Annotated in this window: 14 protein-coding genes, 1 tRNA gene and 1 pseudogene; all 16 read right to left on the minus strand. The window is 56.4% G+C overall.

Annotated elements, in window-relative coordinates; translation table 11 throughout:
• A partial coding sequence (locus CVT63_05315) for an elongation factor Tu (protein PKQ27941.1) occupies positions 1-67 on the minus strand: 67 nt, incomplete at its 3' end.
• 17 nt (positions 68-84) lie between these two features.
• Positions 85-2166 (minus strand): elongation factor G, encoded by a 2082-nt coding sequence (gene fusA, locus CVT63_05320; GenBank protein ID PKQ27942.1) that lies wholly within the window; start codon positions 2164-2166, stop codon positions 85-87.
• Positions 2167-2229: 63 nt separating this feature from the next.
• Positions 2230-2700, minus strand: a complete 471-nt coding sequence (locus CVT63_05325) for a 30S ribosomal protein S7 (protein PKQ27932.1) — start codon at positions 2698-2700, stop codon at positions 2230-2232.
• An 11-nt stretch (positions 2701-2711) separates the two neighbouring features.
• Positions 2712-3083, minus strand: a complete 372-nt coding sequence (locus CVT63_05330; GenBank protein PKQ27933.1) for a 30S ribosomal protein S12 — start codon at positions 3081-3083, stop codon at positions 2712-2714.
• A gap of 151 nt (positions 3084-3234) precedes the next feature.
• Positions 3235-6930 carry a DNA-directed RNA polymerase subunit beta' gene (locus tag CVT63_05335; GenBank protein ID PKQ27943.1) on the minus strand — a complete coding sequence of 1232 codons (3696 nt, stop codon included), beginning with the start codon at positions 6928-6930 and terminating at the stop codon, positions 3235-3237.
• A 384-nt stretch (positions 6931-7314) separates the two neighbouring features.
• A pseudogene (locus CVT63_05340) lies at positions 7315-7791 on the minus strand (DNA-directed RNA polymerase subunit beta').
• A gap of 12 nt (positions 7792-7803) precedes the next feature.
• The gene (gene rpoB, locus CVT63_05345; protein PKQ27934.1) at positions 7804-11115 is read right to left on the minus strand and encodes a DNA-directed RNA polymerase subunit beta; all 3312 of its coding nucleotides are present in this window, start codon (positions 11113-11115) and stop codon (positions 7804-7806) included.
• Between the two features lie 254 nt (positions 11116-11369).
• Entirely contained in the window at positions 11370-11756 is a 387-nt protein-coding gene (locus CVT63_05350; GenBank protein PKQ27935.1) for a 50S ribosomal protein L7/L12, read from the minus strand.
• A 33-nt stretch (positions 11757-11789) separates the two neighbouring features.
• Positions 11790-12362, minus strand: a complete 573-nt coding sequence (locus CVT63_05355) for a 50S ribosomal protein L10 (protein ID PKQ27936.1) — start codon at positions 12360-12362, stop codon at positions 11790-11792.
• Between the two features lie 166 nt (positions 12363-12528).
• A complete protein-coding gene (locus CVT63_05360) occupies positions 12529-13248 on the minus strand; it encodes a 50S ribosomal protein L1 (GenBank protein ID PKQ27937.1) in 720 nt (239 codons plus the stop codon).
• Between the two features lie 14 nt (positions 13249-13262).
• Positions 13263-13691 (minus strand): 50S ribosomal protein L11, encoded by a 429-nt coding sequence (rplK, locus tag CVT63_05365; GenBank protein PKQ27938.1) that lies wholly within the window; start codon positions 13689-13691, stop codon positions 13263-13265.
• 14 nt (positions 13692-13705) lie between these two features.
• Positions 13706-14239, minus strand: a complete 534-nt coding sequence (locus tag CVT63_05370; protein PKQ27939.1) for a transcription termination/antitermination protein NusG — start codon at positions 14237-14239, stop codon at positions 13706-13708.
• A gap of 54 nt (positions 14240-14293) precedes the next feature.
• Positions 14294-14536, minus strand: coding sequence for a preprotein translocase subunit SecE (locus CVT63_05375; protein PKQ27944.1), 243 nt, complete (start codon positions 14534-14536; stop codon positions 14294-14296).
• A 124-nt stretch (positions 14537-14660) separates the two neighbouring features.
• Positions 14661-14736, minus strand: a tRNA-Trp gene (locus CVT63_05380).
• Positions 14737-14760: 24 nt separating this feature from the next.
• On the minus strand, positions 14761-14910 hold the full coding sequence (gene rpmG, locus CVT63_05385; GenBank protein ID PKQ27940.1) for a 50S ribosomal protein L33: 150 nt from the start codon (positions 14908-14910) through the stop codon (positions 14761-14763).
• Positions 14911-14919: 9 nt separating this feature from the next.
• Positions 14920-15017 (minus strand): hypothetical protein (locus tag CVT63_05390; protein PKQ27945.1); only part of this gene is annotated, 98 nt, incomplete at its 5' end.

A 15017-nucleotide genomic window follows, 5' to 3' on the forward strand; every position in this document is an offset into this window, starting at 1 on the left:
GATCCACATGCCCTATGGTGCCGACGTTCACGTGCGGCTTGGTTCTCTCAAACTTTTCCTTGGCCATGGCGCCTCCTTCCTTCCTTACTGTCCTTTGGCTCGCGCGATTATCTCCCGGGCGATCCCCGCTGGGACCTCGGCATAGTGGTGGAACTCCATGTGGTGGGTAGCCCTCCCCTGGGTCAACGACCTCAGGTCGGTAGCATACCCGAACATCTGGGCCAGGGGCGTCAGTACCTCCATGCGCTGGTGGCCGCTTTGATGCTCGACCTTCTCCAGCCTTCCCCTTCGCCCGTTAATGTCCGATATTACATCCCCAACATACTTATCGGGAACGGTGATCTCCATGCGCATTATCGGCTCCAGCAGTATCGGCGAGCCAGCCCGCACAGCTTTCTTCAGCGCCATCGATGCCGCGACTTTGAACGCGATCTCCGAGGAGTCCACCGGGTGGTATGACCCATCAACCAGCTCGACCTTGAGGTCTACGAGCGGGTAACCCGCAAGCCCTCCTGATATCAATGCCTCCTGCACACCACGATCGACAGCCGGGACGTACTCCCTTGGAACCTCGCCACCGTGTATCTTGTTCTCGAACACGTATCCCTCGCCCCTCTTCGTCGGATCGAGGTTGATTACCACATCCCCGTACTGCCCGCGCCCACCGGTCTGTTTGATGAATCGGCCGCGAACATTATGCGCCGGCCGCGTGATCGTCTCCCGGTAGGAGACCTCCGGCCTGCCAACGTTGGCGTCGACTTGAAACTCCCTGAGAAGCCTGTCGACCACCACTTCCAGATGAAGCTCGCCCATGCCGCTGATGATCGTCTGCCCGCTGTCTTCGTCGTAATTAACCCGAAATGTCGGATCCTCGTCAGAGAGGCGATTCAGCGACTCGGTAAGCTTGTCCTGATCCATCTTGGTCTTGGGTTCTATCGCAACCGAAATAACCGGCGCCGGGAAGATCATGTGCTCCAGGAGAATCGGGTGGGAAGGATCGCAAAGAGTATCTCCCGTTGTCGTCTTCTTGAGGCCGACACAGGCTATGATATCGCCGGTGCACACCATCTTGACGTCCTCGCGATGATTCGCGTGCATTCGTAAAATTCGGCTTACCCGCTCCTTGTTGCCGCGCGTCGAGTTGAGAACAAATATCCCTGTTTTCAGCGTGCCGGAGTAAACGCGAAAGTAAGTCAACCTGCCAACGTATGGATCAGACATAATCTTGAAAGCGAGTGCCGCGAACGGCGCGTCGTCCGAAGCTTCTCTTTCCTCTTCATCGTGAGTAAAAGGATTTTCGCCCCGCATCAAGGGCACGTCCGCCGGCGAAGGAAGGTACTCCGAAATCGCCTCTATGAGTGGCTGGATACCGCGGTTTTTGAGCGCCGTGCCACACAGAACCGGCACGATCCTGGCAGCTATGGTTCCGCTTCTTATCGCGCGGCGAATTGCCAGGGGACTCACTGGATTTCCTTCAACATAGGCTTCAAACACCTCGGCGTCGAAGTCCGCGATCTTCTCGAGCAACACGTGACGCGCGGCTTCCGCCTTTTCGACCATGTCGCCAGGGATATCCTCGTAACCCCACTCCTCGCCCATCTCGTCATACCAGACGATCTGCTTCATAACCACAAGATCTATGATCCCGCGAAACAACTCTTCCTCTCCCACCGGAATCTGCACTGGCACAGGGTTTGAGTCAAGCCTGGTTTCGATCATTTCGACTGACCGTTCAAAACTCGCGCCAACTCTGTCCATCTTGTTCACGAAGCAGATTCTCGGGACGTTATACCTGTCGGCTTGCCTCCACACCGTCTCTGTTTGCGGCTCCACACCTTCAACAGCGTCAAACACAGCAACCGCTCCGTCGAGCACGCGTAACGACCTCTCGACCTCAATAGTAAAGTCCACGTGACCGGGCGTATCAATAATGTTAATGCGAGTATCTTCCCACTCGCACGTTGTGGCCGCTGACGTTATCGTGATGCCACGCTCCTGCTCCTGAATCATCCAATCCATTACAGCCGCGCCGTCATGAACTTCGCCCATCTTGTAAGTCTTCCCGGTGTAATAAAGGATACGCTCGGTTGTTGTCGTTTTACCCGCGTCAATATGGGCCATTATTCCAATGTTTCTGATCTTCTCTAAGGGAATATCCCTTTCGATCTTCTCCGCCATCTTACTCGTGGGGGCGCCCCTTTTCTTTGTCGCAACCTGGCTCATGAGTAGCTACCACCGGTAATGAGCGAACGCTTTATTAGCCTCCGCCATCCGGTGCAGATCCTCCTTCTTCTTGATAGAATGCCCTGCCCGGTTCGCGGCGTCCAATACTTCGCCGGCCAACCTCTCGGACATGCTCTTTTCCCTGCGTTGCCGGGAAAACGCGATGATCCAACGCACGGCAAGAGTCCTCGACCGCCGGGCTTTGACTTCGACGGGCACCTGGTAGGTCGCGCCGCCGACGCGTCTTGATTTGACCTCGAGCACGGGCATGACGTTTTCCACAGCCTTTTGAAGCACGTGCACCGGATCCACACCTTCTCTCTGGCCGATGTTGTTCAACGCGCCATAGACGATATTTTCAGCTGTGCTCTTCTTGCCATCAAGCATTATTCTGTTTATGAACTGCGTGACCAGAATGCTCTTGTGCACAGGATCTCTGGTTGTGCTTCGTCTTGTGGCCTGTCCCCTTCGAGGCATACGCCCTCCGCTTACTTATTTTTCTTGGCGCCGTACTTTGAACGGCTCTGTGAACGTTCCTCGACACCGGCCGCGTCGAGCGTGTTCCTGACAACTTTGTATCTTACGCCCGGAAGATCCTTGACCCTGCCCCCGCGCACTAAAACTATCGAGTGCTCCTGGAGATTGTGCCCGATGCCCGGTATGTACGCGGTGACCTCGATGCCATTGGTAAGTCTCACTCGACATATCTTTCGCAAAGCCGAGTTCGGCTTCTTTGGCGTGGTCGTTTTTACCTGCGTACAAACTCCGCGTTTCTGGGGCGAGCCCTGAAGCGCCGGCGCCCCGGTCTTCTTGACTTTGCGTTTTCTGCCATTACGCACAAGCTGGTTGATGGTCGGCACCTATCGGACCTCCAGTAGTTTTACCGATACCGAAAAAGACACCCCACTCCAGTGAATCGTCCTATTCACGAGACAATCCACCAGGAATAGGGGTATCTACACGCACACAAAAACGGCGCACTTGCACCGCTATGAGAATGTACCACCACGACTACGTCGTGTCAACTTCCTTCTCTTCCTCGGCCTCCTCATCGAAAGCTTCCCCCGAAAGTATTCCATCGCGGAATATCTCCATCGCGGTGAGTTGCGGCTGCAGCTCCGGCAGTTGCTCACCGGTGTACAGTGGTTCCCATTCCTCGTCGAGAGGCTTCACATTTATCCTGCGATAGGCCGTCATCCCCGAGCCCGTGGGAACGAGCTTTCCAATAATAATATTCTCCTTGAGGCCGAGCAGCCGGTCCACCTTGCCAGAGAGAGCCGCATCGGTAAGCACGCGGGTCGTCTCCTGAAAAGACGCCGCCGACAGGAAGGACTTAGTCGCGAGGCTCGCCTTGGTGATGCCCAGCAGAACCTCCTTGAACCTCGGGGGCGCGCCGCCCTCGGCGACCACGCGATTCGCTTCCTGTTCGAAGTCTATGTACTCGACCAACTGTCCGGGCAGGAACACGGCATCGCCGGGATCGGAAACCGTTACACGTTTGAGCATCTGGCTTACGATGACCTCAATATGCTTGTCGTGGATATCCACGCCCTGATCCTTGTAAACCTTCTGGACTTCATTCACCAGGTAGCGCTGCGCCGTTTCCCGATCCACGATATCCAGCAGTTCCTTGGGATCCGCTGAGCCCTCCGTTATCTGGTCGCCGGCGGAAACGTCATCCCCATCCGCGACAAGTATCTTGAGGCTCGTGGGAATCTGGTAAGTGTAATCCAGCGGTTGTATCTTGCCATCCTCCGAAAGCTCCTCACCGTGGAGGACTATCTCGTGGTACTTGTCACTCCTCTTGACCTCGACTTTCCCGCGGCTCCACGCCAGGTACGCTTGACCCTTGGGCTTTCGGGCCTCGAAGAGCTCAACCACACGCGGGAGACCGTGAGTGATATCGCGTCCGACGCCGGCGTAAACGCCACCGAAGTGGAAAGTTCTCATCGTCAACTGCGTCCCCGGCTCACCAATAGATTGAGCCGCGATTATACCAACGGCCTCGCCGATCTGAGCGGGTTTGCCAGAAGCAAGATCCCGCCCGTAACAGGCCGCGCATACTCCGTGCCTGGCCTTGCAGGTAAGCACTGAACGCACCATGACCTCTTCGATGCCTTCATCCATGAGCCTGCGCGCAAGCACCTTCGTGATGTCCTGGTTCGCGCTTACAATCACAACTCTCTTGCTCTTCACTGACGTCAGGGCGTAGCGGCCGATGATGTTTGTGTTGATATCGCCGTCGAGAGTAACCGACACGGGGATACCCCGATCCGTGCCGCAGTCCATCTCGCGAATGATGGAATCCTGCGCCACGTCTACAAGGCGACGGGTAAGATAACCGGAGTCCGCGGTGCGCAACGCGGTGTCAGCCAATCCCTTGCGGGCGCCATGTGTGCTGATGAAGTATTCGAGAACTGTAAGTCCCTCGCGGAAGTTCGAAGTGATAGGAGAAGCGATGACATCGCCCTTGGGATCCTCCACCAGACCTTTCATCCCCGCAAGTTGTTTGATCTGCTTGAGGTCGCCTCGAGCGCCGGAGCACGCCATCATGTAGATGGGGTTGAACTCGTCAAAGTTCTCCTCCATTCGTGTCGCGACCAGGTCTGTCGCGGCGTGCCATACGTCAACCACGCGCCTGTGGCGCTCCTCCTCGGTATAGAAACCATCGGAATAGCGCTCGTCGATCTCAGCTGTCTCTTTCTCCGCGTTCGCGAGTATCTGAGGCTTCTCGGGCGGGATCACGATATCGCTGACGCTTATCGTGATTCCCGCCCTGGTGGCAAAGTGAAACCCTGTTTCCTTTACCTGGTCGAGGACGCAGTTGATAACATCGGATGGGTAGTTCTCTGCCACCTGCTCGATTATCTCTGATATCTCCTTCTTGCCCACTATCCTGTTCTGGTAGGAAAAGCCCTCCGGAAGTTGCCTGTTGAAGATAATGCGGCCAACGGAAGTCTCACGGATTTCGCCATCCATGCGTACCTTGACCCGTGCCTGCAACCCGACACGGCCAAACTCGTGGGCGAGGATTGCCTCATCGGGGTTGGAGAACACCTTGCCCTCTCCCGTGACGCCATTCCTCAAAGCGGTGAGGAAGTAACAGCCGAGCACAATATCCTGAGTCGGAGAAACTACCGGCTTGCCGTTCGCGGGAGAGAGAATGTTGTGAGCTGAAAGCATCAGGATGCGAGCTTCGGCTTGCGCCTCGGGTGACAGTGGCAGGTGAACAGCCATCTGATCGCCGTCGAAGTCCGCGTTGAAGGCGGTGCAGACAAGCGGGTGTATGCGTATGGCCTTTCCTTCCACGAGCATCGGCTCAAACGCCTGTATCCCCAGGCGGTGGAGCGTGGGAGCGCGATTGAGCATGACCGGGTGTGCCCGGATGACCTTCTCGAGGACGTCCCATACAATAGGCACCATACGATCGATCATGCGCTTGGCGCCTTTGAGGTTGTGCGCGAAACCGAGATCCACAAGCCGCTTCATGATAAACGGCTTGAACAGCTCGAGCGCCATTTGCTTTGGCAGGCCGCACTGATGAAGCTTTAGCTCAGGCCCCACCACGATGACAGAGCGTCCGGAGTAGTCCACGCGCTTGCCCAGGAGGTTCTGACGGAAGCGTCCCTGCTTGCCCTTGAGCATATCGGCCAATGATTTCAAGGGACGACTTCCCGGGCCGGTCACCGGCCTGCCGCGCCGGCCGTTGTCGAACAGCGCGTCCACGGCTTCCTGAAGCATGCGTTTCTCGTTGTTGACGATGATTTCAGGCGCGCTGAGATCCAGCAATCTTTTCAGGCGGTTGTTGCGGTTGATAACGCGACGGTACAGGTCGTTGAGGTCGCTCGTCGCGAAGCGACCGCCGTCCAACTGCACCATGGGGCGCATGTCAGGCGGGATGACCGGGATAACGTCCATTATCATGGCCTCGGGCTTGTTCTCGGTATTGAGGAAAGCGGAGGCGACCTTCAACCTCTTGATAGCTTTGTTGCGCTTCTGGCCTTTGGAACTCTTGACAATCTCCCGCAGATCCTCGGATTCCTTCTCCAGGTTGACGTTTAGCAACAGATCACGCACTGTCTCGGCGCCCATCCCTCCCCGGAAGTACTCGCCGTAACGCATCCGAAGATCGCGGAACTTCTGATCCTCGTCTATGAGCTGCTTGGTGTCAAGCTTTTTGAACTCCTCAAAAAGCTCTTTGAGATAATCGATCTGGATCTGAATCGCATTGCGCGTGTCGCGCTGTTCTTTCCGGAGAACCTCTACGAGCTTCTTGATCTTCCTCTCGTAAGCGGATCTCTCCTTGCCTATCTTTGTGTTGTACTGCTTGTTGAGGTCGGCCACGCGGTCTTCTCTGGTCTTAGGATGCTCGGCCGCCTTTTTCTTGGATTCTCTGCTTATTTTCTTGATCTGTTTATCGCGTTCGGCCTCGAGATTATGAGCGCGCTTGTCGAACTCCTCTTTCTCGCCGGTCTTCTTTTCCTCGAGCGCCGGCCTCGAGCGCAACGCCCGCATTCGTGACTCGAGCTCGCGGATACGCGGGGCGCAGAAGTCCTCCACATCGGCGGCCTCGCCTGCGTCGAGCTTTCCGGGTTCTATCTCTAACGCTTGCTCAATCTCGTCGAGGCGGTCATCCCATTCGGTCAGGAGCCCGTCGATATCAGACTCGAGCTTCCCTGTTTTCTCCGAGCGCTCTTCCTCGCTCATGCCGGCAAACTTGACGGAGGCGGCGGCGAGCGCGCCGTAATGTTTCTTTGTCTCGTCGATCGTTCGCTCGTAGCGCAACCGGAGATCCGCGATACGTTGTTCCTTGGTCCTGTCCTTCTCGCTCGCCTTCTTTTTGGACTCCTTGCCAATGTTTACGATCTGCCTGTCGCAGGCAGCCTCGATCTCCTCGATCTTTTCAGCCTGTTCCGCGCTCCACTCCTCATGGCTATTCTGGAGGGCCATCAGCTTTAACCGCGGCTCTTCGAGCGAGCCCGGCAACTTCTTGTTGCCGACGAACACCTCTAGCGCCTCGAACATGAGGGGAAAGTTCTCGCAGACTAACGCGTGGTATTGAGCGGAAAGCTTTTCCTCGAGCTCAGCGATATCCGCGTCGAGACGCTTCTCGAGCATCGGAAGGTCTTTTTTTCTGCGGTCTTTCTTGACATCCGACACAATATAGGAAGCAAAGTACAATACCCGTTCGAGGCTCTTTGAGGACAGGTCAAGCAGGTATCCCATGCGCGATGGCACGCCCCTGAAAAACCAGATGTGAGATACCGGCGCGGCGAGTTCTATGTGGCCCATCCGCTCGCGGCGCACCTTGGATCTTGTGACCTCAACGCCGCAACGCTCGCATATCATGCCTTTGAAGCGAACGCGTTTCTTGTACTTCCCGCAGGAGCACTCCCAGTCCCTGGTCGGCCCAAATATTTTTTCGCAGAAGAGCCCTTCTCTCTCAGGCTTCAGGGTCCTGTAGTTGATGGTCTCCGGTTTCTTGACCTCGCCATTTGACCAGTTGCGGATCTGGCTCGCGGTGGCAAGCCCTATCTCCAGGCTGCTGAATTCATTGACATCGAGCAACTGCGCATCCTCCTATTCAAAAAGGCTCTCGGAGCATTCGTCTTCCGCGGTGCCATCTCTCGGTTGATTTGTCCTCAGGTCAATGCCAAGTTCCTCGGCGGTTCTAAACACGTCCTCCTCCATCCCCTGCACCTCGATGGTGTTACCCTCCTCGGAGAGCATTTTGACGTCCAGGCCCAGCGAGCGCATCTCCTGGATAAGAACCTTGAAGGACTCTGGTATCCCCGGCTCCGGCATGTTTTCACCTTTGACTATCGCCTCGTAGACTTTTACCCTGCCGACGACATCGTCGCTCTTGACGGTCAGGAGTTCCTGCAACGCGTACGCCGCGCCGTACGCCTCGAGTGTCCAGACCTCCATCTCCCCAAAACGCTGACCGCCGAACTGCGCTTTGCCTCCCAGTGGCTGCTGTGTCACGAGCGAGTAGGGGCCGGTCGAACGCGCGTGCATCTTGTCGTCTACCAGGTGGAGCAACTTCAACATGTAGATATACCCTACCGTGACCTCGCTCTCAAACTCCATCCCTGAGCGTCCGTCAAAGAGATGGGCCTTGCCGTTGGCGGGCAGTCCCGCCTTCTTGAGTGAGTTCTCGATCTCTTTCTCCGTGGCGCCATCGAAAACCGGAGTGGCTACGTGGGTCGTATTTTCACTGTCTATGCCGGCGTAAGCCGCCCAGCCGAGGTGGGTCTCGAGCACCTGCCCGATGTTCATTCGGGAAGGGACGCCCAGCGGATTCAGCACTATGTCCACCGGTGTGCCGTCCTCCATGAAAGGCATGTCCTCGACAGGAAGGATCTTGGATATGACGCCCTTGTTGCCATGGCGTCCGGCTATCTTGTCGCCTGCTCGTATCTTGCGCCGCTGGGCTATATCGACTCGAACCAGTTCGTTGATTCCAGGATTGAGCTCGTCGCCATTCTCACGCGAGAACACCCTAACGCCTATTACCTTCCCGGACTCGCCATGTGGCACCTTGAGAGAGGTGTCACGGACCTCGCGCGCTTTCTCGCCAAATATCGCGCGCAATAACTTCTCCTCGGCGGTTAGCTCGGTTTCTCCTTTGGGAGTAACCTTTCCAACCAGCACGTCGCCCGCCTTGACCCTGGCCCCAAGCCGGATAATGCCCCTCTCGTCCAGGTTCATAAGAACATCCTCCTGGACGCTTGGGATATCGGCCGTTATTTCTTCATCACCGAGCTTGGTGCTGCGCGCCTCGACCTCATGCTCCTCGATGTGGATAGATGTTAAGATGTCTTCGCGCACCAGCCGCTCCGAAACCACGATGGCGTCCTCGAAGTTGTACCCTTCCCAGGGCATGAAAGCGACCAGCAGGTTACGTCCAAGAGAAAGCTCGCCCTGGTCGGTGGACGGCCCATCCCCAATGACCTGTCCCTTGACGACATGCTCACCCTCCTTGACCAGCGGCCTCTGGTTTATGCAGGTGCCCTGATTGGAGCGGTAAAACTTCTCAAGCTTATATGTCTCTTTCTTGCCTTTCTTGTCCTTGATCTCTATGACCCCAGCATCCATGTAGGACACCGTGCCCGCTGTCTTGCTGGATATTATGTCGCCAGTGTCTTTCGCGGCGCGAAACTCCATGCCGGTAGCGACCAGCGGCGCCTCGGGCTTGATGAGTGGCACCGCCTGGCGTTGCATGTTCGAACCCATAAGAGCGCGGTTCGCGTCGTCATGCTCCAGAAACGGAATAAGCGCGGTAGCCACGCTGACCGTCTGGCGTGGCGACACGTCCATGTAATCGACCTCGCGCGCGTCCACGAATGAAACTTCTTCCCCCAGCTTCGACGCGCGGCACAGGATCTTGTCATTCTCGAACCGCCCGGATCTGGTGAGTGGAGCGTTGGCCTGCGCGATTATGAGGTCATCTTCCTCATCCGCGGTCAAGTAAACAATTTTGTCTGAAACGACGCCCTTGTTCACTTTTCTGTACGGACTCATCAGAAAACCGAGATCATTGATCCGCGAGTAAGTCGAGAGGTTGCCGATGAGCCCGATGTTCGGGCCTTCGGGCGTTTCAATAGGGCACATGCGTCCGTAGTGTGACGGGTGCACGTCTCTAACCTCGAAACCGGCGCGCTCGCGAGACAGACCGCCGGGGCCAAGCGCGGAGACGCGTCGCTTGTGCGTGAGTCCCGCCAGCGGGTTCGTCTGATCCATGAACTGGGAAAGCTGGCTGGAGCCGAAAAACTCCTTGACAGCCGCGACTACGGGCCTGATGTTGATAAGCGTTTGTGGAGTGATGGAATCCACGTCCTGGGTGGTCATACGCTCGCGGATGACCCTCTCCATGCGGGACAGCCCGATGCGGACCTGGTTCTGAATGAGCTCGCCTACGGTGCGAACCCTGCGATTGCCGAAATGATCGATGTCATCAACAGTGTAGCCGTCCACGCCGGCGTGAAGGTTCACCAGATAGCGCACGGCTTCGAGAATGTCCTCGCGCGTAAGAACCGTGACATCGCCTGGAACCTTGCGGCCCAGTTTCTTGTTTATCTTGTAGCGCCCAACACGCGCCAGGTCGTAGCGGCGCTCGTTGAAGAACAGATTGTCCAGAAGACCACTGGCGCTCTCTACCGTGGGCGGCTCGCCCGGGCGGAGCTTGCGATAGATGTCGATGAGAGCCTCTTCCCTGCTCTTCGTGTGATCCTTGTCGATCGTAGTTTTGATGGACTCAGCGCCGTCGAAAAAGTTCACGAGCTCGTCCGGCTCGTAGCCAAGCGCCTTGAGAAGCACGCTCACCGGCTGCCGGCGCTTCCTGTCGACGCGCACTCCAAGCATGTCTTTCTTGTCGAACTCCAGCTCGAGCCACGCCCCGCGAGAGGGGATGATCTTGCCGGAATAAAGAATCTTGTCAGTGTCCTTGTCGATCTCGCGGTCGAAGTAAATGCCGGGCGAGCGGATCAACTGGCTGACGACAACCCGTTCAGTGCCATTGAAAATAAATGTGCCCTTGTCGGTCATGATCGGGAAGTCGCCCATGAAAACCGACTGCTCCTTGATCTCGCCTATCTCCTTGTTGATGAGGCGCACGTCCACGAACAGGGGAGCGGCGTAGCTCACGCCTTTGTCTTTGCACTCGTCAACGTCGAATTTAATATCTCCCAACGTGTGCTCCCCGAACTCTACCGCCATAGTTCCCGTAAAATCTTCGATAGGCGATATGTCATGGAAGATGCTGGCCAATCCCTCTCCCAGAAACCATGCGAAAGAATCTTTCTGGATTCCGATGAGGTCCGGAACCGGCAGAACTTCAGGTATTCTGGCGAATGAGATGCGCTTACGCTTTCCGTGAAGTGCAACTGACAAAAATATCCCCCCTGACGATTTCAGACATGAACAGTAATAGAAGCTGCAAACAAAACACTCGCGATACTCTGCTCAATCAACTGCGCAAACTTTTATGATATTAATTATCAGAGTTTCTGTCAAAATTTTTGACGTTTAACTAACCAGGGGTCAGGCACCGTCTACCTTTGCGCGGTAGACGTTGCCAGACCCCTCTACGCAGTAAAGGTAGACGGAGAGGTAGACGGTGTCTGACCCCTGTATTTGTATTGTGTTTACTTCAATTCGACTGTCGCGCCGACGTCCTCGAGCTGGGTCTTTATTTTTTCGGCCTCTTCCTTGCTCACGGATTCCTTGATAGGCTTGGGCGCCTCTTCAACCAGCGTCTTGGCTTCCTTGAGACCAAGTTTAGTGATCGCGCGAACTTCCTTGATCACCGGGATCTTTTTCTCGCCAGCAGTTACCAGAACCACGTCGAACCGAGTCTTCTCCTCCGCCTCGACAGCCGCCTCGAAACCAGCGGGTGCGGCTGCCGCCGCCGCGGGCACGGCAGCGGTTACGCCGAACTCCGACTCGAACAACTTGACGAACTCGGAGATCTCCAGCACCGTCCATTCCTTGATCCCCTCTATCGCGTCCTGCGGGGTCAATTTCTCAGCCAAAACAATCACCTCTCCTATCTGTTTCTCTGGTCTCTATGCTTCCTCGGGAGTCTCTCCATCGCCAACTTCTTCGCGCGACGGCGGTTCCCCTGAACCTTTTTTGTCTGCCAGCGCCTGAAATAGCGCAAGCATCTTTCTGGCCGGCGCGACCGCGGCCCCGACGACCAGCGCCAACGGCGCCCGCACCATACCGACCATCTGCGCGAGCAAGATATCGCGAGGCGGCAACGTCGCCAGAGCCTCCACCTGCTTCCCATCCAGGATCCTGCTCTCGAACAGCCCGCCACGGAGGTAGAAATCCTTACGGCCCCTGGCGAATTCCCTGACCACTTTCGCGACAGAAGGCACATCGTCCCGGATGGTAACCACGGCGACCGGTCCCTCGAGCAACGGCACGATCCCCTCTTTGGGAGTCCCGGCAATAGCGATGCGTGTGAGTGTGTTCTTGAGGACGCGAAGCTCCGAGTTCATCTCCTTCAGCTTGCCACGGAACTCGTTTGCCTCATGTACGGTAAGTCCCCTGTAGCGCAGAACGAGCAATGAGGGAGCATTCTCAAACAACTTCGTAATCTGCTCTACTTTTTCTTTATTCGCCTGGCTCGGCATCCGGTTTACCTCCAAAATAAATAGCCCCTCAGCGGAGGCTATAATGCAATCCGCCTCGGCAGGCCGTTCAATTGAGCCATCATGTGGCGCCTGCTGTCTCCGGCAATCGTTCTTTCTTTTGTTTTCGTTCCCGAATGTAACAGAGCTGACCCGAGCTGTCAAAAAATCAACAGGCTGCTGCTTCCGGAATGAAACCTCGGGTCACAGTAGTATCGACCGAGACGCCTGGACCCATCGTGCTCGAAAAGGTGATGCTCTTGATATATCGCCCCTTGACGGCGGCGGGCCGGGCCCGGATGAGCTCCTCCAGAACTGCGGCATAGTTGTCCATGATGCTGTCGAGCGAGAACGAAACCTTGCCCACCACGAGGTGCACGTTGGCCTGCTTGTCCACCCTGTACTCGACCTTGCCGCCTTTCACGTCACTAACCGCCTTCTCGATGTCGAAGGTAACCGTACCGCTCTTCGGGTTGGGCATCAGCCCACGCGGCCCGAGTATCTTCCCGAGCCTTCCTACCAGACTCATGACGTCCGGTGTCGCGATCGCCACATCGAAGTCGGTCCAGCCGCCCTGAACCTTGGCCACCATATCCTCGCCACCGACGAAGTCGGCGCCAGCCTTCTCAGCTTCTACCGCCTTATCGCCAATGGCGAAGACCGCGACGCGCACCTCTTTCCCGGTGCCACCGGGCAACATGATTGTGCCCCTGATCATCTGATCGGCGCGCCTTGGATCCACACCCAGCCTGATCGCCACTTCAAACGTCTCATCGAATTTCCCGCTTGCCCGCTCACTGACGAGCTTCGCCGCATCAAAAGGGTGATACAGCTTTCCAGGCTCAATCCCGTCAGCGCTCTCTTTGTACCTGCGGCTTCTCCACTTCAATTGAAAACCTCTCCTTAACTGTCTACAACCTCGAGACCCAGACTGCGCGCGGTACCCTCGAGTATCCGCGTCGCGGCCTCGATGTCGTTCGTATTAAGGTCGGGCAATTTCTGCCGCGCGACCTCCCTGACCTTGTCCAACGTGATTGTGCCCGCCGAGTTCCTGTTCGGCTCGCCGCTTCCTTTCTCGAGCCCCGCGGCGTCAAGTAAGAGTTTCGCGGCAGGCGGGGTCTTCGTTACAAACGTGAAGGAGCGGTCCTCGTAAACCGATATCTCCACCGGCACGATCTGACCCAGCTCGCTCATGGTCCTGGCATTGTACTGCTTGCAAAATTCCATTATGTTCACGCCGTGCTGGCCCAGCGCTGGACCAACCGGTGGCGCCGGGTTAGCCTGGCCGGCGGAGATCTGCAACTTGATTACCGTCATTACCTTCTTTGCCATTATCCTTGCCTTCCCTACATCTTCATGACCTGGTCGAAGGGAAGCTCAACCGGGGTTTCCCTGCCAAATATCGAAACCAGAACCTTCAGCTTGCTCTGGTCCAGATTTACCTCGCTGATAACTCCCGTGAAGTCGGCGAACGGCCCCTGTACGACCTTGACCCCTTCACCCTCGGAGAACTCCGCTGACACCTTTGGCTTCTCGGCCTTCTGGCGAACCAGCAGGCTGTCAACCTCCTGCTCGGGTATCGGCGTTGGGCGCGCGGATGTCCCGATAAAGCCTGTGACGCCCGGCGTATTCCGGACTACGTACCAGGATTCGTCGTCAAGATCCATGCTCACCAGCAGGTAGCCCGGCAATAGCTTTTTCTGAACAAGCTGCTTCTTGCCGGACTTGTACTCGAGCACGTCCTCGACAGGGATAAACACCCCGTGTATCTTCTGTTGCATGTGCATGGACTCGATGCGGTGCTCGAGGTTCGCCTTCACCTTGTTCTCATACCCGGAATAGGTGTGCACAACGTACCACTTTTCATTCCTTCGAACCATGTACCCTTATTACTCCTTTTAGCGCGGCTTTCAAGGCGCCGATACGCGATCTGATCAGGCTATTCCTATTATCAAGTTGAGAAGCTTCGACAGCATCAGGTCTAGAACAAGGATGAAAGTCGCGACGATGGTCACAGTAATCAGCACGACCATCGTGTAATTGGCCACCTCGTCCCTGCTCGGCCAGATGACCTTCTTCATCTCGATGCGAACATCCTTCAAAAACTGGGCTATGGCCTTCCAGGCGCTTTTTTTCTCAGCCTTCTTCTTTTCAGCCGCCTTCTTGCGCTGCGCCATCTGCTTCTGCCGCTGGCCGGGCGTCTGGGACTTCTCCTGTATTCTCCTCAGTTCTCTGTTTGCCATCTTTCCCTACCTGATTCACACTCTCCGGTACTACGAACCTGACGCTATCCGCCAGTGATGGCAGGCCCGGAGGGTCTCGAACCCCCAACCTCCGGTTTTGGAGACCGGCGCTCTACCAATTGAGCTACGGGCCTACGATCCTCATTCACCTGCCTGAATTATCGCGTCTCTCGATGCGCGGTGTGACACCTGCACCACTTGCAGTACTTTTTGAGCTCGATCCGGTCAGGATCGTTCGTCTTGCTCTTTCTGCTCGTGTAGTTCCTGCGCTTGCACTCCGTGCAGGCCAGTGTAACCAGTACTCTCATGTCTCTCTCTTACTTATAAATCTTGATAACGCGTCCCGCGCCTACAGTCCTTCCGCCCTCACGGATGGCAAAGCGCAGGCCCTCGTCCATGGCTATCGGGGTTATGA

It is taken from the genome of Candidatus Anoxymicrobium japonicum, from assembly GCA_002843005.1.
GTDB classification, from domain to species: Bacteria; Actinomycetota; Geothermincolia; order Fen-727; family Anoxymicrobiaceae; genus Anoxymicrobium; species Anoxymicrobium japonicum.

Excerpts from the sequence above, each read along its gene's own strand:
- CVT63_05325 (PKQ27932.1), bottom strand. The coding sequence starts at position 2,700 with ATGCCTCGAAGGGGACAGGCCACAAGACGAAGCACAACCAGAGATCCT.
- CVT63_05335 (PKQ27943.1), bottom strand. The coding sequence starts at position 6,930 with ATGAGCGAGGAAGAGCGCTCGGAGAAAACAGGGAAGCTCGAGTCTGAT.
- CVT63_05355 (PKQ27936.1), bottom strand. The coding sequence starts at position 12,362 with ATGCCGAGCCAGGCGAATAAAGAAAAAGTAGAGCAGATTACGAAGTTG.
- rplK (PKQ27938.1), bottom strand. The coding sequence starts at position 13,691 with ATGGCAAAGAAGGTAATGACGGTAATCAAGTTGCAGATCTCCGCCGGC.
- CVT63_05370 (PKQ27939.1), bottom strand. The coding sequence starts at position 14,239 with ATGGTTCGAAGGAATGAAAAGTGGTACGTTGTGCACACCTATTCCGGG.
- CVT63_05375 (PKQ27944.1), bottom strand. The coding sequence starts at position 14,536 with ATGGCGCAGCGCAAGAAGGCGGCTGAAAAGAAGAAGGCTGAGAAAAAA.
- rpmG (PKQ27940.1), bottom strand. The coding sequence starts at position 14,910 with ATGAGAGTACTGGTTACACTGGCCTGCACGGAGTGCAAGCGCAGGAAC.